The 24,622-nt window shown below is 41.4% G+C and carries 21 protein-coding genes and 1 tRNA gene; 13 read left to right on the top strand and 9 right to left on the bottom strand.

Annotation, left to right across the window (positions count from 1 at the left end; genetic code table 11):
• Nucleotides 1–4: 4 nt before the first annotated feature.
• Nucleotides 5–616, bottom strand: a complete 612-nt coding sequence (locus SKC38_RS01810; RefSeq protein WP_377974581.1) for a flavin reductase family protein — start codon at nucleotides 614–616, stop codon at nucleotides 5–7.
• 30 nt (nucleotides 617–646) lie between these two features.
• On the bottom strand, nucleotides 647–1,858 hold the full coding sequence (locus tag SKC38_RS01805) for an acyltransferase family protein (RefSeq protein WP_377974580.1): 1,212 nt from the start codon (nucleotides 1,856–1,858) through the stop codon (nucleotides 647–649).
• An 80-nt stretch (nucleotides 1,859–1,938) separates the two neighbouring features.
• Here SKC38_RS01805 and rbsK point away from each other — a divergent pair, with 80 nt between their 5' ends.
• The 4 genes from rbsK to SKC38_RS01785 are packed head-to-tail and all read left to right on the top strand — an operon-like array spanning nucleotide 1,939 to nucleotide 6,384.
• A complete protein-coding gene (gene rbsK, locus SKC38_RS01800) occupies nucleotides 1,939–2,838 on the top strand; it encodes a ribokinase (RefSeq protein WP_377974578.1) in 900 nt (299 codons plus the stop codon).
• Nucleotides 2,835–3,839: a nucleoside hydrolase gene (locus SKC38_RS01795; protein WP_377974577.1), complete on the top strand. Its 1,005-nt coding sequence runs from the start codon at nucleotides 2,835–2,837 to the stop codon at nucleotides 3,837–3,839. The genes rbsK and SKC38_RS01795 overlap by 4 nt, the downstream gene beginning before the upstream one ends.
• Entirely contained in the window at nucleotides 3,836–5,383 is a 1,548-nt protein-coding gene (locus SKC38_RS01790) for an ADP-ribosylglycohydrolase family protein (protein WP_377974575.1), read from the top strand. Before SKC38_RS01795 ends, SKC38_RS01790 begins: the two co-directional genes overlap by 4 nt.
• Before the next feature lie 11 nt (nucleotides 5,384–5,394).
• Nucleotides 5,395–6,384, top strand: a complete 990-nt coding sequence (locus SKC38_RS01785; RefSeq protein ID WP_377974573.1) for a GRP family sugar transporter — start codon at nucleotides 5,395–5,397, stop codon at nucleotides 6,382–6,384.
• Nucleotides 6,385–6,388: 4 nt separating this feature from the next.
• Here the strand turns inward: SKC38_RS01785 and SKC38_RS01780 are convergent, their stop codons facing one another.
• A complete protein-coding gene (locus tag SKC38_RS01780) occupies nucleotides 6,389–8,740 on the bottom strand; it encodes a glycoside hydrolase family 95 protein (RefSeq protein ID WP_377974572.1) in 2,352 nt (783 codons plus the stop codon).
• An 85-nt stretch (nucleotides 8,741–8,825) separates the two neighbouring features.
• Nucleotides 8,826–9,740, bottom strand: a complete 915-nt coding sequence (locus tag SKC38_RS01775; protein ID WP_377974570.1) for a sugar phosphate isomerase/epimerase family protein — start codon at nucleotides 9,738–9,740, stop codon at nucleotides 8,826–8,828.
• Between the two features lie 114 nt (nucleotides 9,741–9,854).
• Here SKC38_RS01775 and SKC38_RS01770 point away from each other — a divergent pair, with 114 nt between their 5' ends.
• The 3 genes from SKC38_RS01770 to SKC38_RS01760 all read left to right on the top strand — a co-directional run bounded on the left by SKC38_RS01770 (nucleotide 9,855) and on the right by SKC38_RS01760 (nucleotide 12,276).
• Entirely contained in the window at nucleotides 9,855–10,229 is a 375-nt protein-coding gene (locus SKC38_RS01770) for a hypothetical protein (protein ID WP_377974569.1), read from the top strand.
• Nucleotides 10,226–11,497, top strand: coding sequence for a hypothetical protein (locus SKC38_RS01765; RefSeq protein WP_377974567.1), 1,272 nt, complete (start codon nucleotides 10,226–10,228; stop codon nucleotides 11,495–11,497). The genes SKC38_RS01770 and SKC38_RS01765 overlap by 4 nt, the downstream gene beginning before the upstream one ends.
• Before the next feature lie 68 nt (nucleotides 11,498–11,565).
• Nucleotides 11,566–12,276 carry a glycosyltransferase family 2 protein gene (locus SKC38_RS01760; RefSeq protein WP_377974565.1) on the top strand — a complete coding sequence of 237 codons (711 nt, stop codon included), beginning with the start codon at nucleotides 11,566–11,568 and terminating at the stop codon, nucleotides 12,274–12,276.
• On the opposite strand, the gene SKC38_RS01755 is transcribed toward SKC38_RS01760, so the two are convergent.
• From SKC38_RS01755 to SKC38_RS01740, 4 genes are all read right to left on the bottom strand, one after another.
• Nucleotides 12,273–13,253, bottom strand: a complete 981-nt coding sequence (locus SKC38_RS01755) for a hypothetical protein (protein WP_377974564.1) — start codon at nucleotides 13,251–13,253, stop codon at nucleotides 12,273–12,275. The two genes, SKC38_RS01760 and SKC38_RS01755, sit on opposite strands and share 4 nt — an antisense overlap.
• A 606-nt stretch (nucleotides 13,254–13,859) precedes the next feature.
• The gene (locus SKC38_RS01750) at nucleotides 13,860–15,824 is read right to left on the bottom strand and encodes an NAD-dependent epimerase/dehydratase family protein (protein ID WP_377974563.1); all 1,965 of its coding nucleotides are present in this window, start codon (nucleotides 15,822–15,824) and stop codon (nucleotides 13,860–13,862) included.
• 11 nt (nucleotides 15,825–15,835) lie between these two features.
• Nucleotides 15,836–16,735, bottom strand: coding sequence for a transketolase family protein (locus SKC38_RS01745; protein ID WP_377974561.1), 900 nt, complete (start codon nucleotides 16,733–16,735; stop codon nucleotides 15,836–15,838).
• Nucleotides 16,728–17,504 (bottom strand): transketolase, encoded by a 777-nt coding sequence (locus tag SKC38_RS01740; protein WP_377974560.1) that lies wholly within the window; start codon nucleotides 17,502–17,504, stop codon nucleotides 16,728–16,730. The genes SKC38_RS01745 and SKC38_RS01740 overlap by 8 nt, the downstream gene beginning before the upstream one ends.
• Nucleotides 17,505–17,815: 311 nt before the next feature.
• On the opposite strand from SKC38_RS01740, the gene SKC38_RS01735 reads away from it, so the two are divergent.
• Complete coding sequence (locus SKC38_RS01735) at nucleotides 17,816–18,532, top strand: class I SAM-dependent methyltransferase (protein WP_377974558.1); 717 nt, start codon at nucleotides 17,816–17,818, stop codon at nucleotides 18,530–18,532.
• A gap of 68 nt (nucleotides 18,533–18,600) precedes the next feature.
• Here the strand turns inward: SKC38_RS01735 and SKC38_RS01730 are convergent.
• Nucleotides 18,601–18,676, bottom strand: a tRNA-Phe gene (locus SKC38_RS01730).
• 155 nt (nucleotides 18,677–18,831) lie between these two features.
• On the opposite strand from SKC38_RS01730, the gene SKC38_RS01725 reads away from it, so the two are divergent.
• The 5 genes from SKC38_RS01725 (at nucleotide 18,832) to recJ (ending at nucleotide 24,614) form a co-directional block, all read left to right on the top strand.
• Complete coding sequence (locus tag SKC38_RS01725; RefSeq protein WP_377974556.1) at nucleotides 18,832–20,262, top strand: capsule assembly Wzi family protein; 1,431 nt, start codon at nucleotides 18,832–18,834, stop codon at nucleotides 20,260–20,262.
• Between the two features lie 55 nt (nucleotides 20,263–20,317).
• Nucleotides 20,318–21,046 (top strand): LPS export ABC transporter ATP-binding protein, encoded by a 729-nt coding sequence (gene lptB / locus SKC38_RS01720; RefSeq protein ID WP_377974553.1) that lies wholly within the window; start codon nucleotides 20,318–20,320, stop codon nucleotides 21,044–21,046.
• 2 nt (nucleotides 21,047–21,048) lie between these two features.
• Nucleotides 21,049–22,176: a trans-sulfuration enzyme family protein gene (locus tag SKC38_RS01715; RefSeq protein WP_377974551.1), complete on the top strand. Its 1,128-nt coding sequence runs from the start codon at nucleotides 21,049–21,051 to the stop codon at nucleotides 22,174–22,176.
• Nucleotides 22,173–22,733: a sugar transferase gene (locus SKC38_RS01710; protein ID WP_377974549.1), complete on the top strand. Its 561-nt coding sequence runs from the start codon at nucleotides 22,173–22,175 to the stop codon at nucleotides 22,731–22,733. Before SKC38_RS01715 ends, SKC38_RS01710 begins: the two co-directional genes overlap by 4 nt.
• Before the next feature lie 144 nt (nucleotides 22,734–22,877).
• Complete coding sequence (recJ, locus tag SKC38_RS01705) at nucleotides 22,878–24,614, top strand: single-stranded-DNA-specific exonuclease RecJ (protein ID WP_377974548.1); 1,737 nt, start codon at nucleotides 22,878–22,880, stop codon at nucleotides 24,612–24,614.
• The last annotated feature ends 8 nt before the right edge of the window (nucleotides 24,615–24,622 follow it).

Raw genomic sequence — 24,622 nt, 5'->3', positions numbered from 1 at the left:
AAGCTTATGGACGCGCATAGCCCAACTTTTGTAGGAATTTTGGTTGGTAATAACCTTGTAAACCTGAGACAGCCAGTGAACCCGCCTCCGCTAAATCGATAAAACCATCCGCCGCCACATGTGATTCGTTCAAAAAAGCACAGGCTAATTCGCCAATCACTAAATACGTTCCATTGTGCTTAATCGGCATGATATCAACCAATTTCATACCCAATTGCACCGGGCTTCCTGCAACGAAAGGGACCGAAAATTCCAAACGGGCATGTTCTGTCAAAGCAACGTGATCAAATTCAGATACACCATCCGGATATTTGGCACTGGTCTGATGCGCCGCTTCCAATTGGTCAATGCCCACATGATTCATTGTAAAAAAGCCTGTAGATTCGATGTTGGCTAAGGTATGTGGCGTGGCCTCCTTTGGCCGATTGATAAAACCGATTAAAGCCGGATCAGCCCCTAAATGAACGATATTCGTAAATAAAGCAACGTTCGACAAGCCCGACTGATTTTGGGTAACGATCAAAGTCGCAGGTTTAAAGCCTCCGAGACAGTTGACAAAATTCGCGCGTTGGTAGCGATCCATCGCTTGTAAATCCAAAGGAGTGTAACATTTCATGAAAAGCTAACTTACAAATTGTCGGATTGTTTAAACCTTAAATATGTGACCGCGCTGATAAAAGAAGCGTAAAATCAAAAACCAGATGAGCAAATATGTAAAGGCCCCGGCGAATGAAGCTAGAAAAGGATCAGAAATTCGAGATGCGAATAGGACATCTTGCAAATAAGCCGTCAGCCCCTTCCCTTCCACTTCTAGCATGTTTAAGGCACGCGGAATGATACCTGAAAAGAAGAAGACCAACATGGGATTTACCCCAAAAATCACAAAAGGTTTTGTCCATCCCGCGAATTGTCGTACGTCCACGATCCAATATAAAAGGCATAACAAAACGATTGCCCAACCGCCGGTATACAACACAAAAGAACTGGACCAAAGTGCTTTATTGATCGGGAAGCTAAGATCCCAAACAGCCCCCATAACAATACAGAATAAACCCGCCATGGCTAATAAACGCGTTTGCGAACGAAAATACAAGCCGGCCAACATCCCTAAAATACCTGTTGTAAATGCTGGAATGGTACTTAATATCCCTTCGGGATCCCAGGTTTTTGTCACCGACCACAAATGCCCGGGCAATAAATAGTTGTCAACATACGCTGCTAAATTCTTCCCCTCCTGCAGGCTCCCTGCCCCGATACCCGGAACGGGCATGTAGGTCATGAAGGCCCAATAAGTAATCAAAAAAAGCAAGGATAAATGAACCAATCCACGCGTGGCAATTCGGCCATGTAACATGGCCAATAAAGCATAAACTAAGGCGATGCGAGGTAAAACGCCCGGTAAACGAACATTTGCAAAATCTTCAAATCCGCCAAAAGCAAGCAGAATTGCTAAAGCAAAAAGCGCAAGAGAAACATGTAATTTTCGGGGATAATCCGTGAAAAACAAAAGAGTCATAATTGCCGTGGCCAATAATCTGATGACCATCAATGGAGCACCCGACCAATCAGACACATGAATTTTAGAGAAAAAACTGAGAAACCAACCAAGTAATAGTAGACTTAAGGTCCTCGTTAAAATTTTAGAAAAGGCAACTGTCCCCGATTGACTGATGGAAACGGATACTCCTACGATGAAAAGAAAGAAGGGGAAAACCAGGTCCGTTGGCGTGCAGCCATTCCACGCCGCGTGTTCCAAAGGCGCATAAATATGTCCCCAATCTCCCGGGTTATTAACTATCGTCATCATCATGACCGTGATTCCTCGAAATACGTCGAGTGATAAGATGCGGTTTTTCATTTCCATGGCCGAAAATTAGCCATTTTTATACTAAATCAATATTTAATTGTAATTTGAAGGCCAAATAATTGTCATCAAACATGCCCAAAATCATTGTCGTAGGAAGTTCAAACACTGACATGGTCATTCAATCCGCACGGATTCCAAGACCCGGCGAAACCATTTTAGGAGGCTCCTTTTTTATGAATCCGGGAGGGAAAGGGGCAAATCAAGCAGTAGCCGCTGCGCGCTTAGGTGGACAAGTTCATTTTATCTGTAAAGTAGGACAGGATGTGTTTGGAGATATGGCACGCCAACAGTTCATCACGGAAGGAATTCATACGGACTATGTCATTTCAGATCCTAATTTACCTTCGGGAGTAGCCTTAATTAATGTGGATGCACAAGGCGAAAACAGTATTACCGTGGCTTCTGGAGCGAATGGGAACCTTGGTATCGTCGATATTGAACAAGCAGACGCACTTTTTCAAGTTGGTGATATCTTGTTGATCCAATTGGAAATACCGCTCGAAACGGTTTGGCACACGATTAAAAAAGCACATAACAAAGGAGTCAAAGTCATCCTAAATCCCGCGCCAGCCGCCGAAATTCCCGATGAAATATATCCTTACCTATTTGCGCTGACGCCAAACGAAACCGAAACGGAATTATTAACAGGCATCGAGGTGAATTCCTTAGGAAAAGCCCAAGAGGCCGCCACGATTTTATTGAACAAAGGCGTAGCACACATGCTCATCACCATGGGTTCACAAGGTGCCTATTACCAGTCGGCGGAAACCAAAAACTTCTTCCCCACAAAACAAGTGCAAGCCATAGACACAACCGCAGCGGGCGATTGCTTCAATGGGGCACTGGCCGTTGCTTTAAGTAATCATTCCAATTGGGAAGATGCGATTCCCTTTGCCTGTGCTGCCGCAACCATTTCTGTCACGCGGCCAGGTGCTCAGGCATCCATGCCCTCATTAGCTGAACTATCATGAAGAAACTGATATTATTCTTGTTCATTTCGCTGCAGGTCTTCGGTCAGCAAAAACAAAAAGTCATCTTTGATTGCGATTTGGGGGATGACATTGACGATGCCTATGCGCTGAGTTTGTTGCTTACCATGCAGGATCGCTATGAAATTATGGGCATCACGACCTGTTACGGTCGGACAGAAGACCGCGCGCGACTGGCTCAAAAATTGTTGGCAGAAACCGGTCAAGCCAAAATTCCAGTGTACGAGGGGCGCAATACTTCAAGCCAAAATGAACGGGCCAACTGGTTTGCTGAGCAATTTTATTGGGCTGAGGGCTTTAAACCTGCTCCGAAAGTAGCCCCCGTCTTCGCGAATCAATATCGGCAGACGATTGGCTTAAGTCCCTTGAAGCAAAAAGAACCTGATGCCGCAGAATTTATTCGAAGTACCTTGACGCAATATCCGGGAGAAGTAATCATTTTTTCCGTGGGCCCTGTGACGAATTTCGCGGACATTATCGATCAAGATCCACAGGTGATGAAAAAGGCCAAAGCGATTTATGCCATGTTTGGTTCTTTCCGATTGGGTTATTCGGCGAAAGCGCCGATCGATGCGGAATGGAATGTTGTGGTCGATATACCTGCGGCTAAGAAATTTGTCCATTCAGGTGCGAACATCATTTATGCGGGTTTGGATGTGACGGCGATGGTGAAATTAGACCGCAACAATCGTGATAAAATTAACCAGCGACAATCCCCGTTAACGAATGCCTTAAGTGGACTGTATGTGCTTTGGGGAAATGAAACGCCTACTCTTTTTGACCCGGTTGCCATCGGCATGGAAGCCTATCCGGCATTATTCCAAACAGAAAAGGTGCATATCGACGTGGATGACAAAGGCTTCACGCACATAATACCGGAGAAAACACCCAATGCGGAAATCGGAACAAGCATCGATTCGGCCGGATTCATAGACCGCATCATGAAAAAATACCTCTATCAAAACCTACAACCCAAACGATGAAAAAGCTTTTCAGTTTAGTAACATTTTTGCTTTTTAGCCTAGTCACACTAGCGCAAACGCAGCTATTCAACATCACCCCGGCTGCCTTGCAAAATAAAATCAAAGGCGGCTGGGCCGGCCAAACCATCGGGGTGACTTTTGGTGGGCCGATGGAGTTCCGTTACAATGGAACGATGATAAACACTTACCAACCGGTGCCTTGGTATGATGGTTATTTGAAAAAAACGATGCTCGAAAATCCGGGATTGTACGATGATTTGTACATGGATTTAACTTTTGTAGAAGTTTTTGAACGGGAGGGTTTACAAGCACCGATCGCCTCGCACGCGAAAGCTTATGCACAAGCGGGCTATGCGCTTTGGCATGCGAATCAAGCCGGCCGATACAATATCTTGAATGGAATCATGCCGCCTGCGTCGGGACATTGGAAGAACAATCCGCACGCGGATTGCATTGATTACCAAATTGAATGTGACTTTGCGGGATTGATGTCACCTGCGATGCCCAATGCCGCTTCGCAAATCTCAGATCAAATCGGGCACATCATGAACTACGGCGATGGTTATTACGGAGGTGTTTATTTAGGTGCTTGCTATACTTTGGCCTTTGTTCATAATGACATCAATAAGATTGTCAATGAGGCATTAAAAACCATTCCAGCACAAAGCAATTATTACAAATGCATCTCCGATGTGATTCGTTGGCATAAACAATACCCCAATGACTGGCGTAAAACGTGGCTCGAGGTCCAAAATAAATGGTCGGACGACATCGGTTGCCCGGACGGTGTTTTTGCACCTTTCAACATCGATGCGACGGTTAATTCGGCCTATGTGGTCATTGGTTTATTATATGGCCAAGGCGATTTTGGTAAGACCGTTGAAATCGCAACGCGGTGTGGCCAGGATGCAGATTGCAATCCTTCCTCAGCTGCGGGGATTTTAGGAACGATGCTTGGCTATGACAAAATTCCAGCCTATTGGAAACTGGGATTAAAGGAGGCGGAAGATATTGATTTCAAGTACACAACAACCTCATTGAACAAAGTCTATACAATCGGCTATCGCCATGCCTTAAAAAACATTGAAATGCACGGTGGGAAAGTGGGGGCCAATCTAATCCAAATTCCGCTCGAAGCCCCTAAACCTGTTCGTTTCGAGCAGAGTTTCACGGATGTGTATCCGGTGGAACGCTTGTGGGTGAACAAGCCGTTGAAAGATGAATATAGCTTCCAATTTGAGGGTACAGGATTTGTGGTGAAGGGCGAAATGGCCAAATGGGCATCCTTGGATCCGTATGCCTTTGACCTTGAAGTTTGGGTTGATGGCGCGTTGATGGAGCATGTGAAATTGCCGGTATCCTTTACGACACGCCGACATGAAGTAACCTGGAAATACGATTTGGCCCATGGGAAACACGATGTCAAATTGAAGTTAGTGAATCCAACGGCGGGTTATGAATGCAAATTGACCGATATTTTGATTTATCAGGAGAAGGCCATTCGCGTGAATGATCAGAAAAATTATCGATTAGGAAATTTATAAACGACAAGCATATGTTCATCATTGAAACCTATTCAACAGCTGTTTTTCTTTGCGTCATAACCATGTTATGCTGGGGATCTTGGGCGAATACGCAGAAATTAACGACCTCCACCTGGCGATTTGAATTGTTTTATTGGGATTATTCCTTGGGAATATTGTTGGCTTCATTGCTGCTGGCATTCACCTTAGGAAGTGCAGGAACAATGGGGCGCGGTTTTTTAGCCGATGTCGCACAAGCAATGCCTGAACACATCCAATCCGCATTGATTGGCGGTGTGGTATTCAATGCGGCTAATATTTTATTGGTGGCCGCGATTGGCATCACGGGAATGGCGGTGGCATTTCCGGTGGGGATTGGAATAGCTTTGGTGCTTGGGGTATTGGTTAATTATTTAGATCAGCCAAATGGCAATCCATTAATTATTTTTGGTGGCGTGGGACTGATCACCTTGGCGATTATCTTGAATGCATGGGCTTATGGCAAACGCAGTTCGACGGGCATGTCGGTCAAAGGACTGTTAATCGCGTTGGTCAGCGGCTGCATGATGGGTTTGTTTTATAAGTATGTCGCGAACTCGATGGTGCTTAATTTCAGTATGCCGGAAGCGGGGAAATTAACTCCGTATACGGCATTGGTATTTTTTGCGGTGGGGATTTTAGCGAGTTCTTTAGTGTTTAATACGTTACAGATGTACCGGCCATTTCAGGGAGATGCGGTTGGTTTTGTGGATTATTTCCAAGGTAGCCTTAAAGATCATGCCGTGGGGATGCTGGGAGGCGCCATTTGGTTTATAGGTATGGCCTTCAGCATTATCGCCTCAGAAAAAGCGGGGACGGCGATTTCCTATGGACTCGGTCAAGGCGCCACGGTCGTTGCTGCTTTGTGGGGGATTTATATTTGGAAAGAATTTGAAGGCAGTGATGCCAAAACCCAAGGAATGCTCAAGCTCATGTTGGCTTTCTACATCCTCGGGTTAGGGCTGTTGATTTACGCGAAATAAGCGCTTATAATTTCACTTTTTTCCATTCGCCATTGATGAATACATCGACGGTGCCTCCTCCTGGTTTAACGAGGGTGTAGTTTTGGACTTTCCCGTTTGCCCATGTCATGTTAAGCGTGTAGCCTCCGCGGGTTTTCAGACCTTTGACTTCACCGGATGCCCAAGCTTTCGGTAAAGCAGGGAGCAAATAAATTTTGGTTGCGGTAGACTGCACGAGCATTTCAGCCACGGCAGCGGCGCCTCCGAAATTTCCGTCAATTTGGAACGGAGGATGCGCGTCAAAAAGATTCGGATAGGTCCCACCGCCGCGTTGGTAATTAATTTTCACGCCGTCGGGCTCCACGTATTTCAATAATTCGCGATACATTTTGTAGGCATGGTCGCCATCTTTGAGTCGGGCCCAAAGGTTAATGCGCCAGCCTTTTGACCAACCCGTTGTTTCGTCTCCTTTAATTTCCAACGTTTTCTTTGCGGCATTCGTTAAAGCTGGCGTTTCTTCCACCGTCAAATGGTTACCTGGGAATAAGCCGTACAAATGACTTTGATGGCGGTGTTTGGGATCTTGATCCGGCCAATCGTGGTACCATTCTTGTAGATTGCCCAGTTTGCCTATTTGATAAGGATACAATTTCGAAAGGGCATCTTTCACTTGTGCTGTGAATTGAGGGTCATTTTGCAAGACCTCTTGAGCAGCTACAATATCTAAAAACAGTTCGCGGATCATGGCTAAATCCGCCGTTCCGCCATAAAGCGTTGAGCCGATATACCCAGAAGGAGTAATGAATTTGTTCTCCGGAGAAGTAGACGGCGATGTGATGAGGTTTCCTTTGGCATCCTTAATCATAAAGGCCAAACAAAATTCTGCCGCGCCTTTCATTAATGGGTAGGCCTTATTTTGCAAGAATGCTTTGTCCTGCGTGAACTGATAATGCTCCCAAAGATGCGTAGATGCCCAAGTGGCGCCCATCGGCCAGTTGGCCCAACTAGGCTCTCCATTCCCAAAATCACCCACAGGATTGCTCATCGCCCAGATGTCGGAATTGTGATGCGTGACCCAGCCGGGTGCATTGTAAAAGGTTTGAGCGCTGATGCGTCCTGTTTTTTCAAGGTTTTCAAGGAAGCCGAGGAAAGGCTGGTGCATTTCGGAGAGGTTGGTGTTTTCGGCCAACCAGTAATTTTCCTCAGCATTGATGTTCATGGTATAATTACTGCTCCAAGGCGGTCGGATGTGTGGATTCCAGAGCCCTTGTAGGTTCGCGGGAACACGCGGTGTACGGGAACTACTGATTAATAAATAGCGGCCATACTGAAAATAAAGTGCTTCCAAATAAGGGTCAGACGCTCCCGTTGCATAGCGGCGTAAACGCTCGTCGGTAGGTAATTCAGGAGCTTCTTTCCCGCCCAAAGTCAGCGAAACGCGTTGGTAGAATTTCTGATAATCTTTCAAATGGCGCGTATAAAGTGATTTGAGAGGGATCAGACTTGCGTCTTGCAATTGTTTTTGAGCGAGTGAATCGTCGTTTTTCCCCTCGCGAGAAGGGCTTTTTTCGAAACCATTAAAGCTTGTGGCCATGGAAACGAGGATGACGGCTTCGGTTCCGTTTGTCAACACGATGGATGAATCGGTACGCGTAACCTTCCCATCAGTAGATTGCAATAAAATATCGGTGGAAAAACGCGTGCCTTTATCGGCTAAAAACATAATGGGATTTCCTTCTTTCCTGACATAATTTGGATCAGCCCGGACGGGTGCTGTTCCCTGCATGTGTAAATGATTGGTCGTGGAGTGGATTTGGAATTTCAATTTAGAATCCATCCGAATCGCGAAAGACAAAGCACCTTTTTGTTCACTGCTGATATGAATAGCAAAGACTTTATCAGGATGCGAAACGAAATACTGTCGTTTTATGAGATTGCCGTCCGCGCGGTATTGGACTTTAGCGATGGCTTGATTGAGGTCGAGTTCGCGGTAATATTGCGAGATCGTTTTTGTTGGGAAATCCAGGTACATCGTACCTAAAGGCGCATAGGATTCGGAGAATTTGCCTTGAATTTTTTTAACGAGTGAATCTGCAGCACGGTAGTTTTCGGCTTTGAGGGCTTCACGCACGGCGGGCAAGTGTTTATAAGCCTCGGGATTCATGCGTGGGTTCATGGGTTCGCCGGACCAGAGCGTGAGGTCATTGAGGTAAATCTGTTCGGTTTTTGTTCCGCCAAAGACCGTTGCCCCCTGAGTACCATTCCCTAGGACGAGGGTTTCTTCGAAATAATTGGCCGGTTTATCATACCAAAGTTTAAGATTTTTCTGTGCAAACAGCGGTGTGCTTAAAAGAATCAAGAAGCAGATATTTTTCATCAGTTTTTTGCTAGGTTTTGCTGTGAATATTTTATTTTTTTATAACCCTGCCGGGGTCGTTGACCCCGGCAGGGTCACCACCCACCTATAAGACTATACGTTGCATTTTCGCGAGGCCATTTTTGGCGACGGTTAGTGGATCTTGTGTGTAAAGTGTTTTATTGAATAATTCTAGGGAAATCACTTCGGGTTGAAGGATTTGCAAAATTTTTGAGATGGGAGCTTCTCCATCACCGGCATAAATGCGATCGGCATCCGTGATTTGACCTGGAGCAATCGATTTGACATAATCATTCACGTGGAATACATCGACGGCATCAAGCCCTACGAGATGCAAGGCATCCACGGAAGATTCGCCTTTATAAATATGGAAAACATCGAGTAATAATCGAGCATCAGGGTGACCAGCTTCAGCCGCGACGAAAAGTACCTCGGAAACTTTGCTTAGGTTTTTGGAGTGGCCCCACATTTCGAGAATTGGTTTAACGCCCATTTGAGCCCCTAATTCCAAGATAACCCGATAACGTTCCGCGGCTCTATGCAAATCCAACCCTGCTTCTTTTGTGGCACCCATGGGAGGGGCCGCGGTGCGCGGACAGCCGAGCTGGGCCAACATATCCATTTCGCGTTTCATTTGTTCAAGGCCTTGGGCACGGACTTTTTCGTCGTCGACAATCCATTGCGCGAAACCAATGGCATTTTGGATTTTCATGCCCAAATCATCCGCACGTTTCCGGGCTTCTTTTAAGGTTCCACCTGATTTTAGATAGGCTTCCAGCGTGGGCATCCAAATCTCACAGGAGCGAAAACCCGCTGCTGCAGCAATTTCGATTTCGCGGATATAACCCAACTTTTGACCCATGATGGTGCTCATGTTCAGGCAAAGTTCAGGTTTGTATGATTTTTTGGCCATTACTGGGGAATCCAGTGAAAGGGTGGACATGCCCGCTGCGATGCCGGAGGCTTTTAGCAGGGATCTTCTTGAGATAGTATTATTCATAGGTTTAGCGTAGGTAGTAAAAATAGTCATTTCCAGTAATTTTCTCGTAGGAGAGAAACATATTTGGATGAAAAGTTTATTTTTGACGTTAAATTAGCATAGCAAGAGCGGCAGATGAAAAAAATTTTACTTACTACAATTGCAATTATTCTCATTGCAACGGCTCTTAGAAATTTCACCCAACTAGCGAATAAATCCATTCCTTTAAATCCCATCGAAAAATCTGTTAAGTCGGTATTGGGCAAATTAAAGCACCCAACCAAATTGGCTTATTATTCAAATACAATCGAAGATGGACTATATTTTAGTACGCAGTTAGTTGTGGCCCCACACGTTCTGGTAAAATTTGGGAAAGAAGATACGGCATTGTTTGTCATTGATCGCACCAAAAGAGACACCCTATTTAATCCTCATCGCTTGGCATATCAAATCATTGATTCAGCACAATCTGAAAATGTCAAATCTTATTTATTAATTCGTCAAAGATGACCCTATTATTGATTCTGACTTTTTTAGTAAGTGTTTTGTTTTGGGAAAAACAAATTGGAGGCATTCCGCTGACAATTCGTATGATCATTTCAGCATCTATAACGATGGTGCTATTATCCTGTTTATATTTCATTTTTATCTGGACTCAAATTGATTTTCTTTGGGGATTATCAATAGCATTTGTTTTATTCTTATCCTATTTGATAAGAATACGCAAAGAATTTAGCTTTTCAATTCAATTTCCAAATAGTCATTCCATACTTTGGGTTATCCTAATTAGTCTTGCGATTATCTATTACCAAAAATATGTAATTCCTTGGGGCGGGTGGGATGCCGTAGCAATTTGGAATTTACATGCCAAGTTTTTGGCAGACAATAATCATTGGCATGATATGTTTCAACACCCCCTCGCATGGTCGCATCCCGATTATCCTTTATTTTTACCATCTCTCATAGCCATGGGATGGAAAGCTTTAAATGAAATAAATTACATTGTACCCGTGGTACTCGGAGTGATACCACTTATCGGAGTAATTTCAATCTTGTTTTTCGCCTTCAACAACAAATTCATTGGAGTTATTGCTGCGTTTATTATTCTTTTCGACCATCACTTTATTGAGCAAGCTGCATCACAATATGCAGATACATGGCTTGCTTTTTTCATTTTGATGGCTGTTTATTTGATTAGCCAACTTCCCAAATATCCGCAATTGGCATGGGTTTTAGGTTTGCTTGTAACTACTTGTGGCTGGATTAAAAATGAAGGATTATTGTTTTTTATTTTGGCAAGCGGAATCGCGCTTATTGCATTAAAAAATGAACGAAAAGCGTGTTTTAGATATTTGATTAGTTGCAGTCCCGTACTCCTGGTTTTAGTCATGTTTAAAATTACTTGGAGCCCAACTAACGACATGGTAAGCGAGTCAAATACTAGTATTTTTTCAAAACTCGGTTCATGGGATCGTTACGAATTAATCTTACAGTACTTTAAAAAAACAATTTTAAATGATTTTCCATTTATCCCAGGATTAATCATTTTGGGTATCTTTTTAATCAAAAAAATGTCCCCAATCATTCTATTAATTGGAATATTAATTGTGCTCATGTTCGGCATTTATATGGGGATTTATGTCATTACACCCAAGGATTTAGCTTGGCATTTGAGTACTTCGTTTTACCGACTCATGCACCAAATCTATCCTAGCTTTTTACTTTGCTATTTTTTAGCTGTTGAACAAAATACGAAAGCCTTCCTGTCCGAAAACTAATTTAATGACTCAGAATAGCGGTTTTTTCCCTATATTGCGATGCTTTACAACTTGAACACTGCTCATTTATGACTTTCAAGAAACTATCCATTGTCATTCCTGCCTATAATGAAGGCCCTACGATCCATTTAATATTAGAAAAGATTGATGCTGTAAAGGTCATTCAAAACCTAGAAAAGGAAATAATCGTGGTAGATGATTGTAGTTCTGATAATACCGTTGAACGATTGCAAGCATACTCGCAAAGTCATGCACATCAAAAAATTCAATTGATTCAACATAATAAAAACCAAGGGAAGGGCGCCGCTTTACACACGGGAATTAAACATGCTACAGGTGATATTGTCGTGATTCAAGATGCGGATTTGGAATATGACCCACAAGAATATAATATCTTAGTAAAACCAATTTTAGATAATTTTGCAGATGTTGTTTATGGCAGCCGATTTATTGGAGGTAAGCCGCATCGAATCTTATTTTTTTGGCATAGTATCGGAAACAAGATTCTAACATTCTTGAGCAATGCAATGACAAATTTAAACTTGACCGACATGGAAACCTGCTACAAGGTATTCCGCAGAGAGATTATACAGTCATTGGATTTGAAAGAAAAACGATTCGGGTTTGAACCAGAAGTAACTTCTAAAGTCGCGCGAATTAAAGGAATTCGAATTTATGAAGTTGGCATCAGCTATTTTGGCAGAACATTTGAAGAAGGAAAGAAAATCGGCTGGCGCGATGGATTCCGTGCTATATACTGCATATTAAAATACCGCTAATTTTTTCTTTGGTATATCTTAAATCCAGGAGCATTTTGTGCTACAAAATAATTTGCATCAACATATTGGGTGAATTCCGTATTTTTAATTTTGCTTAATAAAGCTTCAGAATCGACAATATAAAATGGAGGCGTTTTTCTCAAATCTTCCATTAGATTAGCTTCTTCGTGATTAAAAAACTCCCAATTTTTATTTTCATAGGTCAACCTATACCAAAAGAAATTGGCTGAACGATAGACTGGGTCATATGATCTACCTAACTCATAATACACCATTTGTGCATTAAACCACCCTAAGTATAGGATTGTGTTTTTACTATTAATATGATGTGAATTCAACCATTCCGCCAAATGATTATCAAGTTGATAACCTTTGGGATAACCTAATTTATATTTGGGACGCTCTATTGGTTTAGCAATTAATAAATGAATAGATTTCCCTAAATAGTTATAGTTAAAGCCTACTAGAAAGCACATAAAAATCCCAATGGAGTAAAAAGATTTCCATTTCGATGATAGTTCTTTCGAAATACAATAATATAATTCTGAAAAAAATATGGCCATTGGGAAAAACGCAACAATAAAATAATGGCCAAAATTATTTTTTGAAAATAAAATCGTAAAAAGGCTCACAAAAAATAGACAAGCACTCAGAAATAAGCGGCTAGTAAAAAAATATGATGAAATTTTGCTGAGCTTGAGGCGCTTAACAAAAATAAATAATAGTGTTAATGTGCTAGCAACTAAAGCAAGTGAGTTATATCGAAATTGATGAAAAAAGCTACTAATTATTCTTTTAGCAACAAGGAACCAATCAATTTGCTCACCTGAAATATTCGACTGATACATTATATTTTTTTCGACATAAATATAAATAGCCTCAGATAGCGTGTTGGTTACCGATAAATAAGTAAAAATTGTAGCTAGCAAAAAAAGCACAAAACCTACGTATAGAAAAAGTAGATTGTATGCACGCATTAAAGCCAGTTTTACCAACATGGTTAGGCCAAAAATAGCACTAAAAAAACAACTTGAATTTTAACAAAAAGGAATAGAATAAGAATAAGTGAGAAGGCCAATACCGTTATTCTACTCGGGTTAAATACCAATAAATTGTATAGCAATGCCGTAAAAAACAGAATTTGGAATTCAGTATTATAGCAAAATAAATCCTCGAAGTACCATTCAAATTGTTGGAAATTAATGGATAATAAGGTCGTAAAAAATGCAAGACCTGCGAAATTTAAATAATTTCTTTTGCCCCAAAACAATAACGCCATCGTGGGGACAAGCAAGAAAAAAAAGCAAAAAAACCGCAAATGAATCGTTTGGGGCTCAGAAACAAAAAGATTGATTAGGGACAAAAAATAAACGGATACCGGTCCAGACGTATGCGCTTCAAAGCCAACAAATGGGCGAGGATCTATTTGCGTTCGATGTATCCCATAGAGCCATTCTAACTCATCATGATTGAGGACATTGTAATTAAAGGAAATTAGCCTAACGCCGAACAATAAAAGAATGGCGAATCCAAACCATATATACGGAAGCGATACTGTAAACTTTTTAAACATGGGAATTATTTTAGTGAATCAAGCGATTCAATTCCGAATTTTTTTCAATTTTCTTACCCTTTAAAATAACAGTATCACGAATAAATTTTGGTCTATTTTTAGACTCGTCCAGAACTTTTGCTAAATATTCCCCGATGATAGACATCGCCAATAATTGGATTCCTCCAAAAAACAAAATCAACACAATAATGGTTGAAATTCCATGCGGAATATCTGGGTGAACGAATTTCATAAACGTTTGAATACCAATCGCGAAAATGGATAAAATTGTCAATCCCATGCCACCATAGCTCATGATTTCCAATGGAGCATAACTAAATGAAAAAATCCCTTTTTTAGCCCACCATATATTTTTCCAAATATTGTTTGTTGTCACTCCATATGCACGCTCAGGCCGGACATAATCAACACCAATTTGTTTGAATCCTAGCCATGCTCGAAGGCCCCTTAAAAACTGCTCCTTTTCAGGTAAAGCAATCAGATGTTCTACAACTTTACGATCAATCAGTGAGAAATCTCCTGCATCTTTAGGAATTGCTATGTAGGACATGCGGCTAAAAACTTTATAAAATGCTTTGTAGGCAAAATTCATAAATATTGAAGCCTCGCGCTTAATTCTCCTTCCGAATACAACTTCGTATCCCGCACGCCATTGAACTACAAAATCTTCGATTAGCTCAGGAGGATCTTGTAAATCCCCATCCATCAATACGACAGCATCTCCCGTTGAAATCTCCATACCACTAGAAAATGCAGCCTGAGAACCAAAATTACGAGAATGCTTAATAGCAATTACGTTGGCATCTTTGGCACAAATTTCCTCCAATACTTGTTGGGTGTTGTCTGGCGAATTATCGTTAACAAATATAATTTCGTAATTACAACCAATCTTGCTGTAGGTCTTTATTAATCGATTATACATATCAGGAATTGCTTGAGCATCTTTATAACAAGCAATGATAGCTGATATCGTCAATAATTTTTGTGGTTCATGAAATGCAGGTAAAATGGCTTGCTCATATTGGTTTTTCACTTGCCAATCAGCATATTTTGAAATACCCTCTCTTAGCGCGATTTTTGGTTTCCAACCGAAATCTTTTAATGCCCGCGTATGATTCCCTACCCATTCTTTTGTGTCCCAATTTCGGGCTTCCATATTTCCCCAATTGGGTTTGTCTGCTATTCCAAACTGTTCTTGAGCAATTTCAGTCAACTCCAATAAAGTGGTTTTAATTCCCGAACCAATATTATAAGAATTTCCTGCAATTGTTGCGTTAACATTTAGGGCCGCCTTTATAAACGCATGTACACAATCAAGTACATAAACAAAATCTCGGGTTGTTTCAGGGCTAACTAAAGGGGGATATTCACCCTTTCTCCCGAGCTCGACAATCCTAGGCACTAAACGATCTGGTTCCTCCCAAGGACCATAAATCGAATAAAGACGGAAATTCAAGCAGGGTACTTTTAAAAATTTACCGTAATAGTTAATTAAATAGGAACTAGAAATTTTGGAAACGGCATAATGTGAATTTGGAATAAGTGCACTTTCCTCATCGGGATTTGTACAGTTTAGCCCATATTCCGAACTACTGCCTGCATGAATGTAAGCGCGAATATTTTGGCAGGCGTCTAATATGTTTAATGTACCTATAAAATTGGTTTGATAAGTTAATGCGTGGTTCGTTTGTTTTGAATAAGCGCCATAGGCTGATAAATTAAAAACAGTTTTGGGTTGATATAACTCAAAAATTGTTTCAATAGAACTCCTGTAATTAATATCGCAATATAAAAGATGTGCATCATCAACTTGCATTAATTTCAATCTCCAGGCCGACTTCGGATTGTGGGAGATTGCATAAACATCAGAACGATAAGTACGTAATGTCTCAACTACATTGGCTCCGATAAAGCCACTGGCACCAAAAACAAAAATAGGGCCTTCCAGTTGTAATATGTCGCTTTCTATACTCAATGTAATTTGTGTTAATTGTTTACTAGATAATTTTGAATACTTTCAACATCCAACCCAGATTCTTTCCAATGAAAATCTTGACTGCCATACGTTTTTGAAGGATATCCTTTTGCATTAAACGCTTCAAATTGATTCAGCCTTAATTTTTCGCGTGTTAATCGCATTAATAAATGTTCTGCAAGCCCTCCACGTTCCGTATGTTCCTCAATGACTAATACATTTTGAGTTGATTCAATACTATTTTTTAGTGCTGGCGTCAAATCAAAAATTGGTAAAGTCAACATAGAAAATAAGTCAACATCCTCAATGCCTGCTAATGCTTTGATGGCATTTTTAACAACGGGACCTTGCGTAATTATTGTTAACCTTGGCTTTTTAGTTGATTTTACGACTTGATTGATTAACCCAATTTTTATCGGCTGAGGATAAGAAACACCCAAACCCAATCGTAAATAGGCCGGACCTTTCCGTGTTACAATTTGATCTAAACAATATTCTACATCTTCCGAGAATGCAGGAACCCAACAAATCATGTTGGGAAGTGGACTTAAACAAGCAAGGTCTTCATTGGCATGATGCGTCGCGCCCATGATACCATATCCATAACCGCCTCCGTTCCCAACGATGCAAACAGCGTGATTATGTATACAAACATCCAACCGAATTTGCTCCAAAGTACGATAAACTGCAAATGGCGCAATACTATATACGAAACTTGGATGACCTTCATAGGCTAAGCCTGAAGCTAATCCAACCATATTTTGTTCTGCAACCCCTGCGTTGATAAATCGATCTGAATACTTCGCTTGAATTTCCTCTAACGCGTTATAACCTAAATCGCCTGTCAAAAAAACGAGTTTATCATCCGATTCAAAAAGTTGGCCAATTTTAGCAGCAAATTCTTTACGCATAATATACCTTTTCTAGTGATAAAATTGCATTTTCATATTGCTCCTCGTTCATCGGCAAATAATGCCATTCCATTTTATTTTCCATGTAATCAACGCCTTTCCCTTTAATTGTGTTCGCAATAATTACGTGTGGCGAACCTAAATTTTCTTGCTTACATCGCTGAATACTTTTTTCTAGTGCCTTTAAGTCATGGCCATCTACTTCTTGTACATCGAATCCGATGGCTTGCCATTTTTCAACCGCCGCGGTATCCCCTAAAACACTGTCTGTTCCACCAAAACCTTGCAATCGGTTTCGATCAATGATTACGATCAAATTATCTAATCGATTAGCAACAGCGAAATGTGCTGCTTCCCAAGTTGTTCCTTCATTAGTCTCTCCATCCGACATTAACACATAAACAAAGTCGGAATCTCGATTAATTTTTTTGGCTTTAGCCATTCCGGAGGCAATTGGGAATCCGTGCCCCAATGAACCTAGCGCAAATGGAATATTCGTAAAAGAATTTGCGGAAGGGTGGGCGGAGAGTTTAGTGCCATTTTGGTAAAATGTTGTCAACATGTTGTCTGAAATCTCACCTATATGATTCAACATCACATATAGTGCTCCAGCCGCGTGACCTTTAGATAGAATAACACGCTCATCCTCCTTTTTTTGACCAAATAAAGCGATCAATAAATCCAAACAGCTTAGCGAACAAGCGATATGGCCACATTTTGCATCAAAATATAATTTCAACAGCCTGCGTCTTAAATCTAATTGCTTCATGCTAGAATAATAGTCATAATATAAGTTACAAACTTAATGATTTTACCTGTTAATCTGCTTGTGGAATTACGCAAATGACCCTTAAATTCTATGTTGAAAACCCAACTATTTATTTAACGGCTGTTTATTTTCCATTACTAGCCCTACTTTGTTATAACCTACTTTTATTCTTCAAAAAACTATGCACAAAGTGTCTAAATTTTTACTGTTCAAATTAGAACATCCATATTTTGAAATTTATTTTTCAATCTTTGTAAGAATAAATAGGAAGCATATTTCCTTAACCCAAGTTAAGCCAAAATACATAAATCATGACTTCAATTAAAGACGAAAGAGGATATAATCAAATTTTCAATGATAGCACAGCATCTCGCATTCGTAAGAATAGAAGATTTGACTACATGATATCCAAAATGGATGTGAGCAAACCAAATCTTTCTGTCTTAGAAATTGGCTGTGGAACAGGAGAAGGGATTGCCTATATTGTTGAAAAAACAAATTGCAAAGGTACGGGGCTCGACTTATCTGAAAAATTCCTTCAAATGGCCTCTGAAAAATATACGTCACCCAACCTAACTTATGTAAAGGCTAACTTTAATGACCAGCAGGTAATAAATCAATCGCTAAATAATGAAAAATTTGATTACATCGTAGGGAATGGCATCTTACACCATCTCTATTATAATCTTGAAGAATCATTAATCAATTTGAAAAAATTATTAAAGCCAAATGGGAAAATCGTATTCATTGAACCTAATTTATATAATCCTTATGTTGCAGCAATTTTTTCTATCCCCTACCTACGCGAAAAAACATTCTTAGAACCCGACGAAATGGCTTTCACGCGCGGCTTTATAAAAGAAAAATGCAAAAGCGCTGGATTCAAGAATATACAAGTTGAAATCAAGGATTTCCTTTTACCGAATACATCAGATCGTTTAATAAAACCGCTTATTATATTGGGGGACATTTTAGAAAAAACACCACTTACCTTAATCGCTCAGTCACTTTTTATAACGGCGGAATAATTCTTAAACTTCCGATAAACAACAAAGCCCATCCTGCATATGCAAGAAGGGCTTTGTTGTTTTTAACGTGGTGGTAGATCCCGGACTCGAACCGGGGACACACGGATTTTCAGTCCGATGCTCTACCAACTGAGCTAATCCACCTCGTTGTCCCATTCGTTATGGGACTGCAAAAATAGAACTAATTTTAATTATTCACAATATTCGATTAAAAAAGAAAGAAAAAAACTGTCCCATGCGCTTTACCACATAATAAAATTAGTTGCAAGATTGACCAATAATAGGTTATTTGCATAACTATGTTGACGCTATTAATTTTCTCATCCCTCTTCTTACACAAGCCACTTGTGAAAGATTCCACCTTTAAAACTCAGGTTGAAATTCGTGGAAGCTTTGCAGCTTCTGGTAATTTGCCCTTATGGCAAAGAAGCCTTCAATATGGCCAAATGCCCTTACAGGCAAATACAGTTGTAGGAATTATTAAACATGAGAAAACAGATAATCTAAAAAATAATTTAGGTTGGAAATATGGTATTGAAGCGACGGCTTGGGGTGGCAAAGCAAATGACCTCATGCTGACACAAGCTTATGTCAGTGGTCGTTTCAAAAAATGGGAACTATGGGCAGGTCGCAGAAAAGAAGTTTACGGTATCGGCGACACAAGCAATACAAGTGGTTTCTATGCCTGGTCAGGTAATGCAATCCCTACACCTAAAATTCAATTTGGAACTCGAGACTATATTAATTTTTTCAATGATTGGATTGGGGTTCACATGACCTACTCGCATGGTTGGCTCGACAATCAAGGCTCTGTCATTAACAGCTATTTACATCAAAAAACACTTTATGGGCGGATTGGAAAACCCAATAGTCTATTCTCACTATTTGGTGGCTTAAACCACAATGCAACCTGGGGAGGAGAAAGCAAGGTTAAAACGGGGGGGATTTTTGACACATACCCAGGTGGCCTAAATACCTATTTCTATGTAGTAACATTATTGAAAGATAGAAATGTTGTCAAAATAGATACGAATTCTACCTGGGATGACACCAATGGATTTTATGGAAATCATCTTGGTTCATTTGATATGGCTATTAAATACCAACCACAGTGGGGTGAAGTTTTACTTTACAAACAAACAGCCTACGAAACAGGAAGGGCATTGTCATTGGCGCAATTCAACGACGGCCTAGTTGGCCTTTCTGTTAAACTAAAAAAACACAGATTGATAAATGCCATTACAGTAGAATACCTTTACACGGCTAATCAAGGCAATTTCATTTCCGGTTTTGCGCAATTATTTAAAATAAGAGATCCCCATTTGGTAGAAATAGAAAACTATTACAATAATACCCGTGGCGGATGGCAATATATGGGTAAAGGAATTGGCTCCCCGCTAATTATCATTGACCGAGAGAGTAGCCAAGGAGGTGGGAATTATTTTACATTGAATGCGGTAAAATCCTATTACGCTGGAATTAAAGGGGTGCTCCCTGGCGATGTAAACTATCACCTTCGATTTTCTCAGTCTTACTATGCAGCTCCTAGAAACCATTTAAAACCTCGGCTACAGGCAGATGATTTTATTCCTCAACTCGCTTGGGGAATAAATTTAGAAAAAACTATTTCATCATCATTCACAGCACATGCAAATATAGCTGGTGACCAAGGTGAGAGATCTCCTAATACCTTAGGCGGCTTGGTTGGAATAAAATATCGCTTACCTTAATTTCTCATCGGGATTTTGTAATTTTAAATTCTGCCTGAATTGAAGGGCAAATGCTATGATCCTACGAACCGAAAATCTGGTAAAAAAATACGGCCAACGCATGGTTAATGACCATATTTCCTACCAAGTAGCCCAGGGGGAAATTGTTGGATTATTAGGCCCAAACGGTGCCGGGAAAACAACTTCTTTTTACATTGCCACAGGCCTCGTAAAGCCCAATGAAGGTAAAGTTTTTTTAGATGATCTTGACGTGACAGACTTACCTATGTATAAGCGCGCGCGCTTGGGTGTAGGCTATTTAGCGCAGGAAGCGTCTGTTTTCCGCACCTTGACCGTGGAGGAAAACATCTTAGCCGTGCTCGAACTAACGGATTTATCCAAAGCCGAACAAAAAGAAAAAACAGAGAGCTTATTAGAAGAATTTTCATTAACCCATGTGCGTAAAAGCTTAGGCCAAGTGCTATCGGGTGGCGAACGTCGTAGAACCGAAATCGCGCGCGCATTGGCCGTTGACCCTAAATTCATCCTACTGGATGAGCCTTTCGCCGGTGTAGACCCGATTGCAGTAGAGGAAATCCAAAGTATTGTGGCCAAATTAAAATACCGCAACATTGGTATTCTAATCACAGACCACAACGTTGATGAAACTTTATCTATCACAGATCGTGCCTATCTGCTTTTTGAAGGAAAAATCTTAAAAGCAGGAACGCCGCAAGAACTCGCTGATGATGAGCAAGTTAGACGACTATATCTCGGCAAGAATTTTGAGTTGAAAAAGAAATAAGCATGAGAAAAGAAACCCTTGCCATCCATGCAACCCATTTGCAGGATGAAACGGCCGCTTCGATCGCGCCACCCGTATTTTTAACTACGACATTTGAGCGCTCCGAAGATGGTTCTTATCCCAAAGGGCATATGTATTCCCGCAATTCAAATCCGAATCGCGATGCGCTAGAAAAAGGACTCGCCCAGTTAGAGGGAGGGAAAATTGCCTTTGTTTTCGGCTCAGGACTTGCTGCCGTTTCGGCTGTTTTCCAATGCATGAAATCAGGCGACCACGTGTTAATGCCCAACGTAGGCTATTATGCCAGCTATAAATTAGCCGAAGAAATCATGGGCCCTTGGGGCTTGCAGGTTTCGCAAGTGGACATGACCAATTTAGCGGCGATTGAAGCGGCCATCCAACCCGAAACGAAATTAATTTGGGTGGAAACACCAGCAAACCCATTGTTGACGTTAAGTGACATTGAGGCAATTTGTAAGATTGCGCATGCCCACAATATTTTAGTGGGGGTTGATAACACATTAACAAGCCCCATTTTACAGAATCCGATTCAATTTGGCGCAGACATCGTAATGCACGCAACCACGAAATACATCGGCGGACATTCAGATGTATTAGGAGGAGCAGTGATATTCAAGGAAGCTTCTGCGTGGTCGGAGCGCGTTAAACGCGTTCAAATTTTGATGGGTGCCACGCAAAATCCATTGGATTGCTATTTACTAGCCCGTGGACTTAAAACATTGCCCTTGCGCATGCGGGAACACAGCAAAAATGCGTTGGAATTAGCGACACATTTGGAAAAACACCCCGGCATTGAACAAGTACATTATCCAGGATTGCCCTCGAATCCCAATTACGATTTGGCGATTAAACAAATGCCCAATGGCCAAAGTGGGATGATTTCCATACAGATCAAAGGCGATGAAGCAAAGGCAAGAAAGGTTGCGAATCGCTTGCAATTATTCCAACAAGCAACCAGCCTGGGTGGTGTGGAAAGTTTAGTGGAACATCGCAGATCTATTGAGGGACCTGAAAGCAAAACACCCGGGAATCTATTGCGATTATCCATCGGTTTGGAACATGTGGAAGATTTGTGGGAAGATTTAAATCAGGCGATACTCGGTGCATGAAAAGACTTTTTGATTTAATCGTTGTATTCGTAGCGGGTATCATTTTTGCAATCCCCATGGCGCTCGTCGCAATCGCCGTTTGGCTCAGTTCCAAAGGTCCCATGTTATATTGGTCAAAACGCGTGGGCAAGGAAAATGTATTATTCGATATGCCAAAGTTCCGCACGATGCAGGTGGAAACTCCCGTGTTACCTACGCACTTATTAGGGAATCCAGATGCTTATTTAACGCCCATTGGATCTTTTTTACGCAAAAGTAGTCTTGACGAATTGCCTCAATTGTGGTGTATTCTCCGTGGAGATATGTCGGTGGTAGGTCCCCGACCAGCCTTATCGAACCAACAAGATTTAATCGATGCGCGTACCACCAAAGGAATTCAGGTCTTGAAACCCGGCCTAACCGGTTGGGCCCAAGTGAACGGTCGGGATGAGATCCCTCTAGAAAAAAAGGTGCAACTAGATTATGAATATCTTGATAAAAAATCACTCATTTTCGACGTTTACGTCGTGCTATTGACCTTTTATAAGGTGGTGAAGCGTGAGGGGATTCAGCATTGAGCGGTGTGACGCTGCCGGGGTCTGCGACCCCGGCAGCGTCTACCCCCACCTAATTTCCGAAATTGTCCTAAAAGTTTCCTGATAATCTTTCCTAATCCTTGCATTAGCACAATCGCGAATGCAAATTGCCAAAAAAAAACCAACATGTTGCAAGCGAAAAAAAACTGGATCTATGTCCCTGAACCCAATCCCCAAGCGGTAAAAGCGCTGGGAGATGAATTCCAAGCCAACATCAATCCCTACTTTTTACGCTTGCTCGTTTCACGCAAGCTCAACACCTTAGCAGCAGCAAAAACATTTATGGTCCCTACCTGGGAACAATTAAATGACCCCTTTCTCATGAAAGACATGGATAAGGCCGTGGCAAGACTTAACCAAGCACTCGAAACCGGCGAAAAAATCCTAATCTACGGCGATTATGACGTCGACGGAACCACATCGGTCGCATTGGTCTACAGCTACTTAACTTTGGAATTAGGTGCCGATTGCGATTATTACATTCCTGATCGCTATGCAGAAGGATATGGAGTTTCCCAAGCCGGGGTTCAATATGCCGCCGACAATAGTTACACCTTAATTATTTCATTAGACTGCGGCATCAAAGCCCATGAACGCGTGCAATGGTGCAACGAAAACGGAATCGATTTTATCGTTTGTGACCATCACCTTCCTGAAGCAACCCTACCAGAAGCATACGCTGTCCTCGATCCCAAACGCAAAGATTGCGGATATCCCTTCAAAGAGCTCACCGGCTGTGGCGTAGGATTCAAATTATTACAAGGATTCATCCAGGAAAATGATTTGGACATGGACCCTCTGATGGATCGAATCGATTTATTGGCCGCATCCATTGCGGCCGATATGGTTCCAATTATTGATGAAAATCGGGTTCTAGCCTATTTCGGCTTACAAAAATTAGGCACGAACCCTAGTCCCGGGTTGGGCTATTTATTGCAAAAAGCCAACAAAAAAGCCCCGATTCAAATTTCGGATATCGTTTTTTCCATCTCGCCCATCATCAATGCCGCCGGTCGCATGGATCACGCCCATGGTGCCGTTAAATTGCTATTAGCGGTAGACGAAACAGAAGCAGGTATGATGGCAGAAGCGGTCATCCAACAAAATTTGGATAGACGGGTGGTGGAAAAAGAGATTGTCCAACAAGCCCTACAATTATTTGAAGGAAATGATTTTCTACAAAACGCGAATAGCACCGTGCTTTTTCAGTCGGGATGGCACAAAGGCGTCGTGGGAATTGTAGCTAGTAAAATTCAAGAATATTACTACCGCCCCACTATCATTTTAACCGAATCACATGGTCAAGTCGTGGGATCTGCACGATCCGTTAAGGGATTTGACATACATCATGCACTCGAACAATGTGCGGATTTGTTGGCACAATTTGGAGGCCATACTCATGCCGCAGGTTTACATTTGACCAAAGAAGCATTACCCGCATTCATCGAACGATTCGAAAGTTTGGTTAAAGCAGGAACCCCTGAAGGTGAACAAAAAGCAGATTTAACAGTCGACATGGAAATTCCTTTGCAAGCTTTGAGTCTACAATTTTATGATAATCTGCTGTGTAGGCTATCTCCTTATGGTCCTGCCAACATGCTCCCGAATTTCCTAAGCAGCCAAGTTTACCTTTGCCGAGCACCCTTAATCATGAAAGAGGAACATTTGAAAATTGTCATTTCAGATCAACCGGGAGGACAGGCTTGGGAAGCCGTAGGATTTGGAATTCGAGGAGATTATTATGAAGGATTGGTGGATGCCTATGAGAAGCAAATACCTATCAAAATCGTTTATCATTTGGATATTAATGAATTCAGAGGTGACCGAAAACTGCAATTGCGCATATTAGATATGGCACAATAGATGGTAAA

Origin of the sequence: Aquirufa echingensis (assembly GCF_042714525.1) — a bacterium.
In the GTDB taxonomy this organism is placed as follows: Bacteria; Bacteroidota; Bacteroidia; order Cytophagales; family Spirosomataceae; genus Aquirufa; species Aquirufa echingensis.
This window is presented reverse-complemented; position numbering and strand designations above follow the sequence as displayed.

Coding starts and splice junctions, on each gene's coding strand:
- SKC38_RS01810 (WP_377974581.1), bottom strand. CDS start 616: ATGAAATGTTACACTCCTTTGGATTTACAAGCGATGGATCGCTACCAA.
- SKC38_RS01805 (WP_377974580.1), bottom strand. CDS start 1,858: ATGAAAAACCGCATCTTATCACTCGACGTATTTCGAGGAATCACGGTC.
- rbsK (WP_377974578.1), top strand. CDS start 1,939: ATGCCCAAAATCATTGTCGTAGGAAGTTCAAACACTGACATGGTCATT.
- SKC38_RS01795 (WP_377974577.1), top strand. CDS start 2,835: ATGAAGAAACTGATATTATTCTTGTTCATTTCGCTGCAGGTCTTCGGT.
- SKC38_RS01790 (WP_377974575.1), top strand. CDS start 3,836: ATGAAAAAGCTTTTCAGTTTAGTAACATTTTTGCTTTTTAGCCTAGTC.
- SKC38_RS01785 (WP_377974573.1), top strand. CDS start 5,395: ATGTTCATCATTGAAACCTATTCAACAGCTGTTTTTCTTTGCGTCATA.
- SKC38_RS01780 (WP_377974572.1), bottom strand. CDS start 8,740: ATGAAAAATATCTGCTTCTTGATTCTTTTAAGCACACCGCTGTTTGCA.
- SKC38_RS01775 (WP_377974570.1), bottom strand. CDS start 9,740: ATGAATAATACTATCTCAAGAAGATCCCTGCTAAAAGCCTCCGGCATC.
- SKC38_RS01770 (WP_377974569.1), top strand. CDS start 9,855: ATGAAAAAAATTTTACTTACTACAATTGCAATTATTCTCATTGCAACG.
- SKC38_RS01765 (WP_377974567.1), top strand. CDS start 10,226: ATGACCCTATTATTGATTCTGACTTTTTTAGTAAGTGTTTTGTTTTGG.
- SKC38_RS01760 (WP_377974565.1), top strand. CDS start 11,566: ATGACTTTCAAGAAACTATCCATTGTCATTCCTGCCTATAATGAAGGC.
- SKC38_RS01755 (WP_377974564.1), bottom strand. CDS start 13,253: ATGCGTGCATACAATCTACTTTTTCTATACGTAGGTTTTGTGCTTTTT.
- SKC38_RS01745 (WP_377974561.1), bottom strand. CDS start 16,735: ATGCGTAAAGAATTTGCTGCTAAAATTGGCCAACTTTTTGAATCGGAT.
- SKC38_RS01740 (WP_377974560.1), bottom strand. CDS start 17,504: ATGAAGCAATTAGATTTAAGACGCAGGCTGTTGAAATTATATTTTGAT.
- SKC38_RS01735 (WP_377974558.1), top strand. CDS start 17,816: ATGACTTCAATTAAAGACGAAAGAGGATATAATCAAATTTTCAATGAT.
- SKC38_RS01725 (WP_377974556.1), top strand. CDS start 18,832: ATGTTGACGCTATTAATTTTCTCATCCCTCTTCTTACACAAGCCACTT.
- lptB (WP_377974553.1), top strand. CDS start 20,318: ATGATCCTACGAACCGAAAATCTGGTAAAAAAATACGGCCAACGCATG.
- SKC38_RS01715 (WP_377974551.1), top strand. CDS start 21,049: ATGAGAAAAGAAACCCTTGCCATCCATGCAACCCATTTGCAGGATGAA.
- SKC38_RS01710 (WP_377974549.1), top strand. CDS start 22,173: ATGAAAAGACTTTTTGATTTAATCGTTGTATTCGTAGCGGGTATCATT.
- recJ (WP_377974548.1), top strand. CDS start 22,878: ATGTTGCAAGCGAAAAAAAACTGGATCTATGTCCCTGAACCCAATCCC.